Below are 17,631 nucleotides of genomic sequence, written 5' to 3' on the forward strand. Positions count from 1 at the left end.
CCAGGCCATTTGATTCAAAGAAGGTATCTCGATGCGCATGATGTTTGATCGGCGGATTGCAGCGCCAGCGTCCGGTCAGGGCGCTGCCGGGCTTGGCGATCTGCCGGAATGGAACCTCGCCGACCTTTATGCCGGCATGGACGCGCCGGAACTGAAGCGTGACATTGCCAAGGCGGCGGCCGACACCGTCGCATTCGAGGCCCGCTGGAAAGGCACGCTCGCCGCCGAGGCCGGGCGCGGAACTACCGGCAGGCTGGGCGAGGCACTGGCCGCGTACGAGGCGCTCGAGGAACTGATCGGCCGCATCGTCTCCTATGCCGGCCTCGTCTATGCCGGCAATACCGCCGATCCGCAGCGCGCCAAGCTCTATGGCGACATCCAGGAGAAGATGACCGACGCCAGCGCGCATCTGTTGTTCTTCGCGCTCGAGCTGAACCTGATCGACGATGCGGCGATCGAGGGCGCGCTGGCCGCCGATCCCGCCTTCGGGCATTACCGCCCGTGGGTGCTCGATCTCAGAATGGACAAGCCCTATCAGCTCGAGGACCGCGTCGAGCAGCTTTTCCACGAGAAATCGATAACCGGGCGCGGCGCCTGGAACCGCCTGTTCGACGAGACGATGACCGATCTTCGCTTCGATATCGACGGCGAGGAACTGACCCTGGAGCCGGCCCTCAATCGCTTGCAGGATGCCGACGGCGAGGTCCGCCGCCGCGCCTCGGAGGCGTTGGCCACGACCTTCCGCAAGAACCTGCGCACCTTCACGCTGATCACCAACACGCTTGCCAAGGACAAGGAAATTTCGGACCGCTGGCGCGGCTTCGAGGACATTGCCGATTCACGCCACCTCGCCAACCGCGTCGAACGCGGCGTGGTCGATGCGCTCGCCACCGCCGTGCGCGAGGCCTATCCGCGCCTGTCGCACCGCTATTATGCGATGAAGGCGCGCTGGCTCGGCATGGAGGTGATGAACCACTGGGACCGCAACGCGCCCTTGCCGGAGACGCCGCAGGCGGTGATCGGCTGGGGTGAGGCCAGGAACACGGTCCTGTCGGCCTATCACCGCTTCTCGCCCGAGATGGCCGAGATCGCGCGCACCTTCTTCGACCGCAACTGGATCGACGCGCCGGTGCGTCCGGGCAAGTCGCCGGGTGCCTTCGCACATCCGACCGTACCCTCGGCTCACCCCTATGTGCTGCTCAACTACATGGGCAAGCCGCGCGACGTGATGACGCTGGCGCATGAACTTGGGCACGGCGTGCATCAGGTGCTGGCCGCCGGCCAGGGCGCGCTGATGGCCTCGACGCCGCTGACGCTGGCCGAGACGGCATCCGTCTTCGGCGAGATGCTGACCTTCCGCTCGCTGCTCGAGCGGACCACCGACCGGCGCGAACGCAAAGCCATGCTCGCCCAGAAGGTCGAGGACATGATCAACACCGTGGTGCGCCAGGTCGCCTTCTATGAATTCGAGCGCAAGGTGCATGCCGAGCGCCGCAACGGCGAGTTGACATCCGACAGGCTGGGCGAGTTCTGGCTGGAGGTGCAGGCCGAAAGCCTGGGGCCGGCGATCAAGTTGCGCGAGGGCTACGAGGTGTTCTGGACCTACATTCCGCACTTCATTCACTCGCCCTTCTACGTCTATGCCTATGCGTTCGGCGACTGCCTGGTGAATTCGCTCTACGCCGTCTACCAGAATGCCGAACGCGGCTTTCAGGACAAATATTTCGAGATGCTGCGTGCCGGCGGCACCAAGCATCATTCGCAGCTTCTGGCGCCCTTCGGCCTCGACGCCACCGATCCGGCCTTCTGGCAGATCGGGCTCGGCGTCATCGGCGGTCTGATTGACGAACTGGAAACGCTCGACGATTGAGACGCCTCTCGCCCGGCAAGAACAGTTTAGCCGGAATGCATGTTCGGGCCGCACTTTTCTTGCCCTAAATATTTGTTCTTGAAGAACTCTACATCGACGTTTTCCCATAGCTTTCCGCAAGCTCTATGGTAGCTTTCCGTTTAAGCTCAGCCGGAGCGCATGCGGATCGGCGAGGGAAATCTCAGCCGGCGGTGGCGATCAGGCGAACGCGACAACGGCCGTTGGCCATGGGCAGGCAAAGCCGATCGCCGACAGCTTGACCGAAGCCGGCTGTTCCGCGAACCGCGGAACCATCATCGAGTAGTCCTGCGCCGAAGGCCATGACCCACGGCAGACGGATCTGACTGGAGAGAGACAATGGGCACTTTTTTCTACGTGGTCCTGGCGTTGTTGGTAGGCGTGTTGGTCGGCTGGTTCATCTGGGGGCGCCTGCGCGGTGAGCTCGACAGTCTTCGCGGCGACCTCGATCGCACCCGCAGCGAGCGCGACAAGCTGCGCGCCGACAGCGACCGCCTGACCGGCGAACTCAGTGCATGCGGCAAGAGCCGCTCCGACCTCGAGCGTCAGCTGCGCGAGGCCCAGGCCTCGTCGGGCACCGGCGGAGCAAAGGCGTCAAGTCAGCCACCGGCAGCCCTGATGTCGACGTCAGCCGTTGCAAAATCCGCTGCGGCGGCAGCCAAGCCAGCCGCCGCGAAGGCGGCCCCGGCAAAGGCAGCACCGAAGCCCGCGGCCGCCAAACCCGCAACTGCTTCGGCACCGGCAGCCATGGCTTCGCAGAGCAAGGCTCCGGCGACCAAGGCTCCGGCGAAGACTTCGACCGTGCCCAAGGCAGCACCCGCTGCAAAGAAGACCGCACCGGCAGCGGCCAAGCCGGCGTCGGGCAAGCCCGACAATCTGCGCCGGTTGATCGGCATCGGCCCAGTCAACGAAAAGCTGCTCAAGGCGCAAGGCGTCACCACATACGCCCAGATCGCCGGCTGGACACCAGCCGACATCAAGCGGATCGAGGAGGTGATGAACTTCGACGGCCGCATCGCGCGCGAGCGCTGGATCGAGCAGGCCAAGCTGCTCGCCGCTGGCAACGAGGCCGAATTCGCCAAGCAGTTTCCGACGGCCGGAACCGCCAGCAATACCTGAACGACGGATACAGAGGCCATGCGACCGGCGGCGCCAAGGGCGCCGCCGCTTTCTTTTGTCGGCAAGGTTCGATCCGGCAAAGGTCGGCTTTGAGGGACAGGGTGCCGTTCCCTCGATTGCGCGCGCCCGGCCCCCTATATAGAGCGATCGTCAGCTCCATCGATCCCGGTTCCCATGTCCCTGCCCGCAGCAATTTTCCGCAACGACGAAAGCGCGCGCCAGCTCGTTTTCAAGCGGCCGGCCGATGTCATCGTTGCGCATGAGCCCAAAGACTTCCCGGCGGCGTTGCAAGCGGCGCAGGCCGCGCACGATGCCGGCAAATGGCTGGCCGGCTATTTCTCCTACGAGGCCGGTTACCTGCTCGAACCGAAACTCGTTCCCTTGCTGCCGGGCCGGCGCCGGGCCCCGCTGGTCTGCCTCGGGGTCTTCGATGCTCCTGATGAAGAAGCGGTGCCGCCGCCAGGCACGCCGACCAACGGCCCGATCTTCGACGCAAGGGCAACGTGGTCGTTCGAGGACTACGAGAAGCGGTTCTCGCGGTTGCATCGGCACATCAGGCAAGGCGATTGCTACCAGGGCAACCTGACCTTTCCGGTGCACGCGCAATGGTCCGGCGATCCGCTCGCCGCCTTCGACGCGCTGACCGAACGCCAGCCCGTGAAATATGGCGCCCTGATCGCGCTGGGCGACCCGATCGTCCTGTCGCGCTCGCCCGAACTGTTCTTCGAGATCGATGCGGCGGGGATGATCGAGACGCATCCGATGAAGGGTACCGCACCGCGCGGCGCAACCGGGGACGAGGACGAGCGGCAGAAGAATTTCCTTCGCAATGACGAGAAGAACCAGGCCGAGAACCGGATGATCGTCGACCTCCTGCGCAACGACATATCGCTGATCAGCGAGGTCGGCACGCTGGAGGTGCCGGAACTGTTCCGCATCGAGACCTACCCGACCGTGCACCAGATGGTGAGCGACGTCAGGGCCAAGCTGCTGCCCGGCCTCTCGATACGACAGGTATTCGCGGCGCTGTTTCCCTGCGGCTCGATCACCGGCGCGCCGAAGATCCGCGCCATGGAGATCCTGCACGATCTGGAGGCCACGCCGCGCGATGTCTATTGCGGCGCCATTGGCTGGATCGCGCCCGGCGGCACGATGCGCTTTTCCGTGGCGATCCGCACCATCTCGCTCTTTGCCAGCGGCGAGGCCGTTTACAATGTCGGCGGCGGCATCGTCTTCGATTCGGTCGCGGAAGAGGAGTATCAGGAGTGTCTGCTCAAAGCCCGTTTCGCGACGGGGACACCGCCGGTTTCGAGCTGATCGAGACCATGCGCTGGGAGCCCGCCTCGGGCTTCCTGCGCCTCGATCGCCATCTTGCGCGCCTTTATGGCTCGGCGGCGGAACTGGGCTTCAGCTATGATCCGCAAAGGGTTGGCGAGGCCCTGAGCGACGCGGTCGATCGATCGCCCGTCGCCATGCGCACGCGGCTCGCCCTGTCGCGCAATGGCCAGGCCAACGCCTCGGCGCAGCCCTATGAACCGCTTGCCGCCGACAAGGTGTGGGCACTGCGGCTGGCGCGGACGAGGCTCGATTCGAGCAACATGCTGCTGCGCCACAAGACCAGCCGGCGGCAGCTCTATACCCATGCCCGCTCCGAATACCTCGTCACCCAGGCCGATGAGGTGCTGCTGGCCAATGAGCGCGGCGAGATCTGCGAAGGCACGATCACCAATGTCTTCGCCGATTTCGGCGACGGCGTGCTGGCAACGCCCCGGCTCGATTGCGGCCTGCTGCCTGGCGTACTGCGCGGCGCGCTTCTGGATGAAGGCCGCGCCGGTGAAGCGATCTACAGCTTGAATGACCTGAAATCCGCCAAGGCGCTGTTCGTCGGCAATTCGCTGCGCGGGCTGATCCCGGCCAAACTAATCTGAAGTCAACTGATCTGAGGCATGACGTCCCTACCCGCCCACACGCCGTATGACGGCTCGTCGAAACTCTTCACCATCGGGCTGAAGCCGCTCGACCCCGCGAACTGGATCGAGGTAGACGGCCATTTGCTGCCCTACCTCGCTAAAAAGCGCCGGCTCTATGCCGAAATCCCTGAACGCGTCTTCGTCGAGCAGGACGGTACGCGTGACGCCCAGCAGGAAGTGCTCGAATTGCTCGGCGCTTACCTGCCGGAAAGATTTCCCGACACCCACCGGCGCAGCGATGCGGGCGTTGCGGTCGTGGGTGCGACGAGCCGTCCCACGATCCCCTCCAGCCTCGCCGGCGCCCCCCTCGTCGCGGCCTCGCTGCTGGTCCAGGAAGACCTGATCCTCATGCGGCGGGGCGAAGATGGCTGGCGGCTCACCGCGGGTTCGCTGTGCTTTCCCTCGTCCTGGTCGCTTGTCGAAAAATTCGGCAAGCCGCTGCAGCAGATCCACGAGCCGGTGCCGGGCTTCGGCCCAGGCACAAGGCCGGCCGATCTGATCAACCGGATGTTCGATGGCCTGCAGGGCCAGGCTGTCGAACGTTACAATTGGTCGATCCAATCAGGCGATGCACTCTACCATCCACTGTCCAATATCGAGCGCATCGACCGCGCCACCAGCCGGCCGACGCGTTTCCCCGACGGTGACGTGAAGACGCACGCCTTCATCCGGGTCGAGCGCCAGACGCTGCGCAAACTGCCCGCCTCACGCGACATCCTGTTCACCATCCGCATCCATCTCGACCCGCTCGCCGTGCTGGCGCGGCACCCGGACCGGGCGACGCTGGCAGCGTCCTTTGCCGCGCAGCTCGAAGCGCTCGATGTCGCCCAGCTCGACTACAAGGGCCTGACATCGGATCGCGATCGGCTGATCGCTGTCCTTAACCAAATGGCCAAGGACGCGTAGTCGCTGGTTGGCGCTTTTCGCTGGTTTATGACAATGATCTGTGATGTAGCGCATGGCCGTTGCGCGAAAATGCCGGGCTTTTGCACGCAGTTGCCCAGCTTTTGAACGCAGTTGCCCAGCTTTTTGAACGCAGTTGAAGGAGTGCCCGATAAAATGGCGAATGAAAACTGGCCCGTTTACGGTGAGATCACCGGCCCCGTGGTGATGATCGGCTTCGGCTCGATCGGACGCGGAACGCTGCCGCTCATCGAGCGCCATTTCAAGTTCGACAAGTCGCGCATGACAGTCCTCGACCCGCGCGATACCGATCGCAAGCTGCTCGACGAGCGCGGCATCGCCTTCGTCCAGGAAGCGGTGACCGAGAAGAACTACAAGAAGCTTTTGACGCCGCTTCTGACCAATGGCGGTGGCCAGGGCTTCTGCGTCAACCTGTCGGTCGATACCGGCTCGGTGGACCTGATGCGGCTCTGCCGCAAGCTCGGCGTGCTCTATATCGACACCGTCGTCGAGCCTTGGCTTGGCTTCTATTTCGACGCCAAGGCCGACAACGCCAGCCGTACCAACTATGCGTTGCGCGAGGCGCTGATCAAGGAAAAGCACGACAAGCCGGGCGGCGCCACTGCGATATCCACCTGCGGTGCCAATCCCGGCATGGTGTCGTGGTTCGTCAAGCAGGCGCTGGTCAACCTCGCCACCGATCTTGGCATGGAATTCTCCGAGCCATCGCAGGACGACCGCGAGGGCTGGGCGAAACTCATGAAGAAGGCCGGCGTCAAGGGCATCCACATCGCCGAGCGCGACACCCAGCGGACCAAGAAGCCCAAGCCGATGGATGTGTTCTGGAACACCTGGTCGGTCGAGGGCTTCATCTCCGAGGGGTTGCAGCCAGCCGAGCTCGGCTGGGGCACGCATGAGACCTGGATGCCCAAGAACGGCAAGAAGCACAAGCATGGTTCAAAGGCCGCGATCTACCTGGAGCAGCCCGGCGCCAACACCCGCGTACGCTCCTGGTGCCCGACGCCGGGACCGCAATATGGCCTGCTGGTAACGCACAACGAGGCGATCTCGATCGCCGATTTCTTCACAGTGCGCTCCAAGAAGGGCAAGGTTCAATACCGCCCGACCTGCCACTACGCCTACCATCCCTGCAACGATGCGATGCTGTCGCTGGACGAGATGTTCGGTGCCGCCGGCAAGCCGCAGCCGGTGCACCACGTGCTCGACGAGAACGAACTGGTCGACGGTGTCGACGAACTCGGCGTCCTGCTCTACGGCCATGACAAGAATGCCTACTGGTATGGTTCGCAGCTGTCACTCGCCGAAGCGCGCAAGCTGGCCCCCTACCAGAACGCCACCGGCATGCAGGTCACCTCGGCTGTCCTGGCCGGCATGGTCTGGGCACTGGAGAATCCCGCCGCCGGCATCGTCGAGGCCGACGAGATGGATTACAAACGCTGCCTGGACGTGCAGTCGCCCTATCTCGGGCCGGTCAAGGGCTATTATACCGACTGGACGCCGCTCGACAGACGCCCGGGTCTCTTCCCGGAGGACCTCGACCGCAGCGACCCGTGGCAATTCCGCAACATCCTCGTCCGATAGCACCACCCGGACTATGCGCCATTGCCTTGCAATCGCCCGGAAATCGGGCGATTGAAGGGAGGCGGCCTGGGGTGGCGATGTGCGTCCGTTGAACGCCTAAAGCATACCCCGGCACTTTGGACGTTCGCGTCAATTCCCAGAAATCGGCCCGATTTCTGGGACGACGCGTTTGGAGAGGATTTCATATGACGATTGCGCGCAAAGTTCTTTCGACGGGCCTGGCGGGCGCCCTTGCCTCGATGCTTGCTGCCTGTGCCACCAGCGGCCCAGATACGCCGCCCATGGCCGCCGCCCCGAAAGGGGTCGAAGGTTCCTGGATCGATGCCAAGGGCACCGGCCTGTCGACCTTCACCGGCGGCACCTTCACGACCGTCGCCACCGACACGGGACAGAAGCTTGCCGATGGCAGCTACACGATGACCGGCGCCACGTCGGTACAGATCAACGGCACCTCGCTGATCCGCCAAACCCCGGTAAGCTTCAATTGCCTGATGGTGTCGACCAGCCAGCTCAACTGCACCAGCTCCGCCGGCCAGAATTTCGTGCTGACGCGGCGCACCTGAACTCGGCGAACATTCCAGTCACAAAGAACGACGGCGGCCCCTCGGCCGCCGTTTTTTTGTGCCGGCAAATACCCCAGGTTTCGCGCCTGGAGATACCGCCGCATTTCCGCTTGCGTCGGCCCGAACGCGATGGGAACATGATCGAAAGGCTGGCTGTAATACCCAGTCAAGCAAGGGCGCCAGACGCCTCTGATCAGCCTACCGGGAGACGAAGATGAAGAAGCTTGCCGCCATTACCGCCCTTTCCGCTTCGACGCTTGGCCTGTCGGCCGGCACATCCTTTGCCGACTACACACTGAACATCCTGCACATCAATGACTGGCACAGCCGCATCGAAGGCAACAACAAATACGAATCGACCTGCTCGGCCGAGGAGGAGACCAAGGGCGAATGCATCGGCGGCGCCGGCCGGCTGATCACCGCCATTGCCCAGGAACGCAAGAAGCTGGAAGGCCAGAACGTGTTGCTGCTCAGCGCCGGCGACAATTTCCAGGGTTCGCTGTTCTACACGACATACAAGGGCAAGGTCGAAGGCGAGTTCCTCAATGACATGAAGTTCGACGCCATGGCACTCGGCAACCATGAATTCGACGACGGCGAGGCGGCGCTGGCGCCGTTCCTCGACATGATCAAGTTCCCGGTGCTCGGCGCCAACGTCAAGGCCAACGCGCAGTCCAAGCTCGGCGACCGCGTCAAGCCGTCTGTTGTCGTCGAGGTCGGTGGACAGAAGATCGGCATCATCGGCGCCGTCACCAACGACACGCCCGAACTCGCCTCCCCCGGCCCCAACATCAAAATCGAGGACGACGTCAAGTCGATCACGGCCGAGGTCGAGAAACTCAAGGGAGAAGGCGTCGACAAGATCATCGCCGTGACCCATATCGGCTACAACAGGGAGCGCGACGTTATCGCCAAGATCCCTGGCATCGACATCGTGGTCGGCGGCCACAGCCACACGCTTCTGTCCAATACCGATCCGAAGGCGGCTGGCCCCTACCCGACCATGGTCGACAACCCCGGCGGCTACAAGGTGCCGGTGGTGCAGGCGGCGTCCTATTCGAAATATCTCGGCGAGTTCAAGGTGGTGTTCGACGACAACGGCGTCGTCAAATCGGCAAGCGGCGACCCGATCTATCTCGACAAATCGATCACGCCGGACCCGGCCGTGCTCGCCCGCATCAAGGAGCTTGGCGCGCCGATCGAGGCCTTGAAGAACAAGGAAGTGGCCGAGACCACCGACGTCATCGACGGCAGCCGCGAAAGCTGCCGCGCCAAGGAATGCGCGATGGGCAATCTCGTCTCCGACGCCATCCTCGATCGGGTCAAGGGACAGGGCGTCGAGATCGTCATTTCCAACGGTGGCGGCCTGCGCGCCTCCATCGATAAGGGCACCGTCACCATGGGCGAGGTGCTGACCGTGCTGCCGTTTCAGAACACGCTGGCGACCTTCCAGATTTCCGGCAAGGACCTTGTCGCAGGCCTCGAAGGCGGGCTTAGCCAGATCGAGGACGGCGCCGGCCGCTTCCCGCAGGTGGCGGGCCTCAAATATTCCTTCGACAGATCGGTCGCACCCAATGCCGGCCGCGTCAAGTCGGTGGAGGTGATGGAAAATGGCGCCTGGACGCCGATAAATCCGACCAAGGACTATTTGGTCGCCACCAACAACTATGTCCGCCAGGGCGGCGACGGCTACAAGGTCTTCGCCGAAAAGGCCAAGAACGCTTACGACTACGGCCCTGGCCTCGAACAGGTCGTGGCCGACTATCTCGGCGCGCACCGGCCCTATACGCCGAAGCTCGACGGCCGCATCACCGAGATCGCCGCGACGACAGCGGCAGCTCCCGCCGCCGAACCAGCAAAGCCGGCGGAGGCCGCACCGGCAGCGCCGGCACCGGCCGAGGCTGCCAAACCGGCTGCACCGGCAATGCCGGAATTGCCTGCCAACTCAGGCGATATCGCCAACACGCCGCCAGCCATATCGACGGAAAACGCGCCTGCATCACCGGCCCCGCCGGCACCTGCCGAACCGGCGAAGCCTGCCGAGACCACTCCCGCGCCGGCCACTGCGCCGGCGACGCCCGCGCCCGCCGAGCCGGCAAAGCCCGCTGAAGCCACACCAGCCACCGGCAATCATGTCGTCGTGACCGGCGATACCTACTGGGATCTGGCGAAGAAGGCCTATGGCGATGCGACCAAGTGGAAGCTCATCTATGAGGCGAACAAGGGCCAAAGGCCGCATCGGCTTATGCCGGGCGCGACACTGACCATCCCGGCGAAGTAATTTCGTCCAGCTCCGCCACATCGCCCGCCCGGGGAACCGGGCGGGTTTATATCTCCATGGCCTGATGCATGTCGCCCGGAGGTGTCCTCGGTTATCAGAAGCTTACGGCAGGTCGGGCGAATCCTATCCGCCGCGACATGCTGCAAGGTGCGGCCAGACGCAGCATTGAAAGCTCCTGCAGGATGGTTAGGTTCACGTCTCGGAGACCCATATGCCGCTTTCCACTATTGTCGATCCCAAAGCCGCGAAAGCCCCTGGCCCACGACCGGTCGAGCATCCCCCCGTCAAGACCGGCAAGATAGGGGTCATGCTGGTCAACCTTGGAACACCCGACGGCACCGAGTTCAGGCCGATGTGGCGTTATCTCAGGGAGTTCCTGTCTGATCCACGCGTTATCGAACTCAACAAGGCGATCTGGTATCCCATCCTCTATGGACTGGTGCTGACCACGCGACCGAAGAAGTCGGGCGCCAACTACGCCAGGATCTGGAACCGGGAGAAGAACGAGTCGCCTTTGCGAACCTATACCCGCGCACAAGGTGAAAAATTGGCCGGGGCGTTACGCGATCTGCCCAACGTGGTCGTCGACTGGGCGATGCGCTACGGCAACCCTTCGACGTCGAGCGTCGCCGAAAGGCTGGTCGCACAAGGCTGCGATCGCATCCTGAGCTTTCCACTCTATCCGCAATATTCGGCGACGACGACCGCCACCGCCAACGACCAGCTGTTTCGCGCCTTGATGAAGATGCGGGCAGCACCTGCCGTCCGCAGCGTGCCGCCCTATTATGATGAGCCAGTCTACATCGAGGCCCTAGCCAGTTCGATCGAACGGCACCTGGCGACCCTGGATTTCCAGCCCGAGGTGGTCATCGCCTCCTATCACGGCATTCCAAAACCCTACTTTGAGAAGGGCGATCCCTATCATTGCCATTGCCTGAAGACGACGCGGCTGCTGCGCGACAGGCTCGGCTGGGACGAAAGAAAACTGATCACCACCTTCCAATCACGCTTCGGGGCGCAAGAATGGCTGCAGCCCTACACCGACAAGACTGTGGAGAAACTGGCCAAGGACGGCGTCAAGTCGATCGCCATCGTCAATCCGGGGTTTTCAGTCGACTGCATCGAGACGCTGGATGAGATTGGCCGCGAAGCGGCCGAGACCTTCCACCATGCCGGCGGCAAGAACTTCGCCCACATACCATGCCTGAATGACAGCCCTGAAGGCATGGCGGTGATCGAAGCGATGGTACGGCGCGAGCTGTCAGGCTGGGCTTGATGCCGGAACAACACCAGCTCCGGAGCGTTGAGCAGCGCCTCCGGAGAACTCAATGCTCCGCAAACTTGACCTCAGCACTGGCCGGCCCGTCTGGTCTGCCTATCGGGCGCCCGCGGTACCGACTGGCAGTCTGACCCGGGACGTCAAGACCGATGTGCTGATCGTCGGCATGGGCATCAGCGGCGCCATGATGGCCGAGGCGCTGACAGCCGGCGCTCACGCCGTGATCTGCATCGACCGGCGTGGCCCGCTGAAAGGATCGACGGCGGCAACAACCGCGCTTGTGCAATTCGAGATCGACCAGCCGCTTTCAACGCTCTCGAGGATGATCGGCAAGGGCCAGGCACGGCAGGCCTGGCGACGCTCCCGGCTAGCCGTTTCCAACCTTGCCGCCCGCATCGCCGAACTCGGCATCAACTGCGGCATAAGCCGCACCCAATCGCTTTATCTGGCTGGCACCGTGCTCGGCCCATCGGAACTCCGGGACGAAGCCGAGGCGCGGCAGATGGCCGGCATCGGCGCGACCTATCTTACATCGGCGCCATTGGCCGGAGCATTCGGCATCGATCGGGGTGGCGCCATCCTGAGCCATGGCAACATCGCGCTCGACCCTCGCAAGCTGACGGCAGGGCTGCTGCTCAAGGCGCTGGAGCGCAAGGCACGTTTATACGCTCCCGTCGAAGCGACGGCGATCGAGGACAGCGCCGATGAGGTGGTGGTGGCAACCACGGACGGCCTCACCATCACGGCACGGCATGTTGTCCTGGCCACCGGTTACGAGCTGATCGACATCGTGCCGGCGGCCGCTCACCGGGTCATCTCGACATGGGCGATTGCGACATGTCCGCAACCACGGAAGCTCTGGCCGGGCGCGGCGTTCATCTGGGAGGCGTCGGATCCCTACCTCTATGTCAGGGCAACCGCCGATGGCCGGGTCATCTGCGGCGGCGAGGACGAGGAATTCCTTGACGAGACGCGGCGCGATAAGCTGATAGCCGACAAAAGCGCCCGCATTGCCGCAAAACTCGACCTGATGTTTCCGCACCTCGACACCCGGCCCGACTTTGCCTGGACCGGCTCCTTCGGCACCACGACCACTGGCCTCCCCTACATCGGCGCCATTCCCAGGCACCCGCGCATCCATGCCGTGATGGGTTATGGCGGCAACGGCATTACCTTCTCGCGCATCGCCGCCGAGATCATCTCTGCTTCGATCGGCGGGCTTGAAGACACGGATGCAAGCCTGTTTGCCTTCAACCGCTGAGTGCATACCCACAAACAATCCCTCATCACCTGATTGTAACGTTCCTGAAACACACTTAAGTCTTTGGTGAAGCCGGTTGCGCGGGAATGGCTCGCGCGGCCTGCCCATGAGGGAGGGCCAAATGGATTTCAGTGGTTTCGATATTGCGGTCGTTGTTCTGGTGGCGCTTGTCGTACTGGTGCTGTTCAAGGGCATCAAGACAATCCCACAAGGATACAACTATACCGTCGAACGCTTTGGTCGTTACACCAAGACACTGAGCCCCGGCCTGAACCTCATCTTTCCGTTCGTCGACCGCATCGGCGCCAAGATGAACATGATGGAACAGGTGCTCGACGTTCCGAGCCAGGAGATCATCACCCGCGACAATGCCATCGTCGGTGTCGACGGCATCGCTTTCTACCAGATCCTCAATGCGGCACAGGCCGCCTATCAGGTTGCCGGCCTGCAGAACGCCATCCTCAACCTGACGATGACCAACATCCGCACCGTCATGGGTTCGATGGACCTCGATGAGCTGTTGTCGAACCGCGACGCCATCAACGAGCGCCTGCTGCGCGTCGTCGACGAGGCCGCGCATCCTTGGGGCATCAAGATCACCCGCGTCGAGATCAAGGATATCAACCCGCCCGCCAACCTGATCGAATCGATGGGCCGCCAGATGACCGCCGAGCGCAACAAGCGCGCACAGATCCTGGCCGCCGAGGGCCTCAAGCAGTCGCAGATCCTCGAAGCGGAGGGCCGCAAGGAAGCCGCCTTCCGCGACGCCGAGGCGCGCGAACGCTCCGCCGAAGCGGAAGCCCGCGCCACCCAGGTGGTGTCGGAAGCGATCTCCAAGGGCGACGTCCAGGCACTGAACTACTTCGTCGCCCAGAAATACACCGAGGCGCTGGGCAAGATCGGCACCGCCACCAACAGCAAGATCGTGCTGATGCCTTTCGAGGCATCGTCGCTGATCGGCTCGCTCGGGGGTATCGGCGAAATCGCCAAGGAAGTCTTTCGCAGCGAAGGCACGACCGGTGCGCAAAGGCAGGCGGCACGTCCGCCTGTCGTCAGGCCCTCCGACAACTGAGATAGGCCACTCTCATGATCGACCGCATCGTTTCTGAACTCGGGCCGTGGAACTGGATGGTTCTGGGCTTCGTGCTGCTGGTGGTAGAGGTCATCGCACCGGGTTTCTTCATGCTTTGGATCGGCATCGCCGCTCTGATCGTCGGCGCGGTGTCGCTGCTGATCTGGGATGTCGCCATCTGGACATGGCAGGTCCAGGTGCTGCTATTCCTCGTGCTGTCGCTGGTTTCAGCCTTTGTCGGCAAGAAACTCATGGGCGGACACGACCAGCCAACCGATCAGCCGCTGCTCAATCGCCGTGGCGCCCAGATGGTCGGCAGGATGGCGACGCTCGCCGAACCGATCCGCGACGGCCGTGGCCGCATCAAGCTCGGCGACACGCTGTGGCGTGTCTCCGGCCCCGATCTGCCCGCCGGCACTCAGGTGCGTGTGACAAGCGCCGCGGACACGGATCTGGAACTGACGGTGGAGCGGGTCTGAATTCCAGCGAGTGCCAACGTGCTAAAGTATTTGAGATTCAAGTCGTGAACGATGGGTTTCGGGGTCGCTCTTGCGACGAGCAGGGCGGACATTAAGTCCGTGCGCTCCGGCCTACGCCGGAAGCGCAGGAAGCCTTCGCTCGCAGGCCGGCCTCACCTGAAGATCAATATCTTAGGCGGCGCCGATGCGCAGCAGGTCGTGGAAATGCACCACGCCCAGCGGCATGTTGTTCCTGGTCACCACCAGCGCACCGACATTGTGCTCGTTGAGCAGCGCGATCGCAGTGCCTGCAAGCGTCTGCGGGTCGACCGTCTTGGGTGTGCGGGTCATCACCTCGTCGACGATGACGTCGGCCAGGTTGCGGTGCAGGTTGCGCGCGACATCGCCATCGGTGATGATCCCGGCCAACTCGCCATTGGCGTCGACGATCAGCACGCAGCCGACCTTCTTCTGCGACAGCGTCATCACCGCTTCCGGCATCTTGGTGCCGAGCGAAGCCAGCGGCATCTGCTCGCCGACCCGCATGATCTCGGAGACCATGGTCAGGTTGGCGCCGAGCTGGCCGCCGGGATGGAAGGTGCGGAAATGGTCCGGCGTGAAGCCGCGCGCCTCGAGCAGCGCGATCGCCAGCGCATCGCCGATGACCAGTTGCAGCAGCGTCGACGTCGTCGGCGCCAGGCCGTGCGGGCAGGCTTCCGGGGTGCGCGGCAAAAGCAGCACGACGTCGGCCGCGCGCGCCAGCGCCGAGGTTTCTCCGGAGGTGATGGCGATGAGTGGAATGGAGAAGCGCCTGGAATAGGCGACGATGCCCATCATCTCCTTGCTCTCGCCCGACCATGAGATCGCGATGATGGCGTCGTCCCTGGCGATCATGCCTAGATCGCCGTGATTTGCCTCGACGGGATGGACGAAGAAGGCCGGCGTGCCGGTCGAGGCCAGCGTCGCGGCGATCTTCGAACCGATATGGCCGCTTTTGCCGACACCGGTGACGATGAGCCGGCCCTCGATCTTCGAGATCGTCTCGACGGCCTGGGCAAAGGGTGCCGCCAGTCCGTTCTCAAGCGCCTCGGCAAGGGCCGCGATTCCCGCCTGTTCGGTTGTTACCGTTCTCAGCGCCGATTCGATCGACGCTTGCCTGTCCAGAGGCTTCTTATCGAGAGATCTCGCATGCATGGGTGATGCGATTAGCGCTTTGCCGCCCGCCTGTCCAACAGAAATGGCCTCTGCATGACGGCCGGATGTGTGCGGTCGTTGGGGACGACGACAAGGATCAAATGGAAGGCACGACGCAGACCCGCATTGTCGCCCGCGGAAATCCGCGTTTGGAGCCAGTGGCGCGCGCGACCTCAACCCTCCGTTAACCATCCCCATTTACGGTTCGGTAAGTATGGCGCGCGTGCGCCGCGCAGGCAGTGGTGGCGATGTCCGGGGTCCAGCCAGAAAAATTGAGAGGACGACAGGGCAAGGCGATCTGCGCCTTGCTGCTGGCGACCAGCATCCTTGCCTTGCTGCGTTCCACGCCACTCCATGCCCAGGAAACGGAATTGCGCGGAGAAGTGTCGGAATCGGCGATCCTGTCCGACCAGCAGCGCAAGGCGAGAAACCTGGTTCTTGCACAGCAAGCGGCGGCCAACGCGGCCGCGCAGGACAATGCGTCGGCGCGAACCTATCTGCCGGCCAGCGCCGGCGCCGTGCCTGACGACGCGGACGCCGCGAACTCGACCACCAGCGTCTTCGACCCGCCCCAGGCCGGCGACGATGCCTCTGCCGACGCGCCCACGCCGCCCAAGCCACGCCGCGCTTCGACCGCCAGGCAGAATGCGGCCGACAAGGCAAAGGACAAGGTCGCCGACAAAAAGAAGAAAAAAAAGAACACCATGGCGGCTACGGATCCAACCACCACCGCCACGACGGCCGCGACGGACGACACCGCCGATATCGCGGCGGATCAGGAAGCGGCCAATCGCCGTGCACTCACCATCGACAGTGCGGACAAGCAGAAACTCGACCCCGGCGCCGAGCGCACCGCTGCAATCGAGGGCCAGAACAAGAAACCCGAGGACGATCCGTTCGCCGCAACCGGCGTCAAATGGGGCTCCTTCATCATCCGGCCGACCATCGAACAGGGGCTGACGGCGACGACGAACGGCGATTCGAGCAGTGCCGGCACATCAGCGCTGCTGTCCGAGACGGCGCTTCGCTTTACCGCCGCTTCCGACTGGCGTGAAAACGCCGCGACCATCGACGGCTACGGAATTTTCCGTGAAACCGTGTCGGGCTACCCGGTTCACGACGCGCAGGGCCGCATCGAAGGCCAGCTCAATGTCGACCTCGACAATGACTTGCGCGCCATCGCCAAGCTCGGCTACGAAGCCGTGCCGGAATCCGCGTCCTCGCCCGATGCCATCGCCGGCGTCAGCACCCAGCCGCTGCGGCAGACCATCGACGGCAGCATCGGCGTCGAAAAGGCCGTCGGCAAGATGCAGTATACGTTGACCGGGGCGGTCTCGCACGACTTCTATGGTGACGCCAAGCTCTCGGACGGCACCTCGCTGTCGCAGAAAGATCAGGACAATACGCTCTACACTGCAACCTTGCGCACCGGCTACGAGATTTCCCCCGCGCTCACGCCCTTCACCGAGATCGAGGTCGGCCGCCGGGCCTACGACCAGCGCATCGACAATGAAGGCTTCGAGCGCTCCTCGACGCGTCTTGGCGCCCGCGCCGGCTTGCAACTCGACATGGGCGAGAAGCTGTCGGGCGAATTCTCGGCCGGTTGGCTCAGAGAGGCGATCGACGACAACAGCCTGGAAGCGATTTCGGGGGCCACCCTCAATGCCGACCTCAAATGGTCGCCGCAGCGCGGCACCACCATCGGCTTGACCGGCAAGACCACCGTCGAGACCACGACCACATCGGGCGAAAGCGGCGATATCCTCTACTCCGGACGCCTGACGGGCGAGCGCGTGATCCGATCCAATCTTACCGCGAATGCGGCGTTGGGCCTGGATTGGCGCGATTATGTCGGCATTGACGGCCATGACAGGATCTTGAGCGCCGAGGCCGGGCTGACCTGGTGGCTGAACCGCTATGCGGGCCTCACCAGCAGGGTAAGGACCGAAAAGCTGACCAGTAACCTGCCCGGCCGCGACTACACCGCCAACAGCATCTTCGTCGGCGTGAAGGTGCAGCGCTGAAGGCGTGTGCGCCAAGG

General features: G+C 63.5%; 14 protein-coding genes. 13 read left to right on the plus strand and 1 reads right to left on the minus strand.

The genetic code is table 11. The features are described 5' to 3' along the window. Positions 1-31: 31 nt before the first annotated feature. The 12 genes from LB524_RS22780 (at position 32) to LB524_RS22835 (ending at position 14,417) form a co-directional block, all read left to right on the plus strand. Positions 32-1,870 (plus strand): M3 family oligoendopeptidase, encoded by a 1,839-nt coding sequence (locus tag LB524_RS22780; RefSeq protein ID WP_224530295.1) that lies wholly within the window; start codon positions 32-34, stop codon positions 1,868-1,870. Between the two features lie 357 nt (positions 1,871-2,227). After that, entirely contained in the window at positions 2,228-3,007 is a 780-nt protein-coding gene (locus LB524_RS22785) for a proton-conducting membrane transporter (protein ID WP_224530297.1), read from the plus strand. 162 nt (positions 3,008-3,169) lie between these two features. Continuing rightward, positions 3,170-4,324, plus strand: a complete 1,155-nt coding sequence (locus LB524_RS22790; protein WP_411909931.1) for an aminodeoxychorismate synthase component I — start codon at positions 3,170-3,172, stop codon at positions 4,322-4,324. Next, entirely contained in the window at positions 4,273-4,935 is a 663-nt protein-coding gene (locus LB524_RS22795) for an aminotransferase class IV family protein (RefSeq protein ID WP_224530303.1), read from the plus strand. The genes LB524_RS22790 and LB524_RS22795 overlap by 52 nt, the downstream gene beginning before the upstream one ends. Before the next feature lie 18 nt (positions 4,936-4,953). Further along, positions 4,954-5,883 (plus strand): heme-dependent oxidative N-demethylase family protein, encoded by a 930-nt coding sequence (locus LB524_RS22800; protein WP_224530306.1) that lies wholly within the window; start codon positions 4,954-4,956, stop codon positions 5,881-5,883. Positions 5,884-6,036: 153 nt separating this feature from the next. Further along, on the plus strand, positions 6,037-7,482 hold the full coding sequence (locus LB524_RS22805; protein WP_140661790.1) for a homospermidine synthase: 1,446 nt from the start codon (positions 6,037-6,039) through the stop codon (positions 7,480-7,482). 185 nt (positions 7,483-7,667) lie between these two features. After that, positions 7,668-8,045: a hypothetical protein gene (locus LB524_RS22810; protein ID WP_023770500.1), complete on the plus strand. Its 378-nt coding sequence runs from the start codon at positions 7,668-7,670 to the stop codon at positions 8,043-8,045. Positions 8,046-8,259: 214 nt separating this feature from the next. Then, entirely contained in the window at positions 8,260-10,326 is a 2,067-nt protein-coding gene (locus tag LB524_RS22815; protein ID WP_224530309.1) for a bifunctional metallophosphatase/5'-nucleotidase, read from the plus strand. A gap of 211 nt (positions 10,327-10,537) precedes the next feature. Beyond that, the gene (hemH, locus tag LB524_RS22820; RefSeq protein ID WP_224530314.1) at positions 10,538-11,602 is read left to right on the plus strand and encodes a ferrochelatase; all 1,065 of its coding nucleotides are present in this window, start codon (positions 10,538-10,540) and stop codon (positions 11,600-11,602) included. 52 nt (positions 11,603-11,654) lie between these two features. Continuing rightward, positions 11,655-12,866 carry an NAD(P)/FAD-dependent oxidoreductase gene (locus LB524_RS22825; protein ID WP_224530317.1) on the plus strand — a complete coding sequence of 404 codons (1,212 nt, stop codon included), beginning with the start codon at positions 11,655-11,657 and terminating at the stop codon, positions 12,864-12,866. A 121-nt stretch (positions 12,867-12,987) separates the two neighbouring features. Continuing rightward, entirely contained in the window at positions 12,988-13,938 is a 951-nt protein-coding gene (locus LB524_RS22830) for an SPFH domain-containing protein (protein ID WP_015315843.1), read from the plus strand. Positions 13,939-13,952: 14 nt separating this feature from the next. Continuing rightward, positions 13,953-14,417, plus strand: a complete 465-nt coding sequence (locus LB524_RS22835; RefSeq protein ID WP_015315842.1) for an NfeD family protein — start codon at positions 13,953-13,955, stop codon at positions 14,415-14,417. Between the two features lie 171 nt (positions 14,418-14,588). Here LB524_RS22835 and LB524_RS22840 read toward each other — a convergent pair whose 3' ends face one another. After that, positions 14,589-15,590, minus strand: coding sequence for an SIS domain-containing protein (locus LB524_RS22840; protein ID WP_140619376.1), 1,002 nt, complete (start codon positions 15,588-15,590; stop codon positions 14,589-14,591). 248 nt (positions 15,591-15,838) lie between these two features. On the opposite strand from LB524_RS22840, the gene LB524_RS22845 reads away from it, so the two are divergent. Beyond that, positions 15,839-17,614, plus strand: a complete 1,776-nt coding sequence (locus LB524_RS22845) for an outer membrane beta-barrel protein (RefSeq protein WP_224530329.1) — start codon at positions 15,839-15,841, stop codon at positions 17,612-17,614. Positions 17,615-17,631: the final 17 nt, after the last annotated feature.

Origin of the sequence: Mesorhizobium sp. ESP6-5 (genome assembly GCF_020164695.1) — a bacterium.
Taxonomy (GTDB): Bacteria; Pseudomonadota; Alphaproteobacteria; order Rhizobiales; family Rhizobiaceae; genus Mesorhizobium; species Mesorhizobium australicum.

Bases quoted from the DNA above. Each gene is read 5' to 3' on its own strand.
- LB524_RS22780 (WP_224530295.1), top strand. From the start codon at position 32: ATGCGCATGATGTTTGATCGGCGGATTGCAGCGCCAGCGTCCGGTCAG.
- LB524_RS22785 (WP_224530297.1), top strand. From the start codon at position 2,228: ATGGGCACTTTTTTCTACGTGGTCCTGGCGTTGTTGGTAGGCGTGTTG.
- LB524_RS22800 (WP_224530306.1), top strand. From the start codon at position 4,954: ATGACGTCCCTACCCGCCCACACGCCGTATGACGGCTCGTCGAAACTC.
- LB524_RS22805 (WP_140661790.1), top strand. From the start codon at position 6,037: ATGGCGAATGAAAACTGGCCCGTTTACGGTGAGATCACCGGCCCCGTG.
- LB524_RS22810 (WP_023770500.1), top strand. From the start codon at position 7,668: ATGACGATTGCGCGCAAAGTTCTTTCGACGGGCCTGGCGGGCGCCCTT.
- LB524_RS22815 (WP_224530309.1), top strand. From the start codon at position 8,260: ATGAAGAAGCTTGCCGCCATTACCGCCCTTTCCGCTTCGACGCTTGGC.
- hemH (WP_224530314.1), top strand. From the start codon at position 10,538: ATGCCGCTTTCCACTATTGTCGATCCCAAAGCCGCGAAAGCCCCTGGC.
- LB524_RS22825 (WP_224530317.1), top strand. From the start codon at position 11,655: ATGCTCCGCAAACTTGACCTCAGCACTGGCCGGCCCGTCTGGTCTGCC.
- LB524_RS22830 (WP_015315843.1), top strand. From the start codon at position 12,988: ATGGATTTCAGTGGTTTCGATATTGCGGTCGTTGTTCTGGTGGCGCTT.
- LB524_RS22835 (WP_015315842.1), top strand. From the start codon at position 13,953: ATGATCGACCGCATCGTTTCTGAACTCGGGCCGTGGAACTGGATGGTT.
- LB524_RS22840 (WP_140619376.1), bottom strand. From the start codon at position 15,590: ATGCATGCGAGATCTCTCGATAAGAAGCCTCTGGACAGGCAAGCGTCG.
- LB524_RS22845 (WP_224530329.1), top strand. From the start codon at position 15,839: ATGTCCGGGGTCCAGCCAGAAAAATTGAGAGGACGACAGGGCAAGGCG.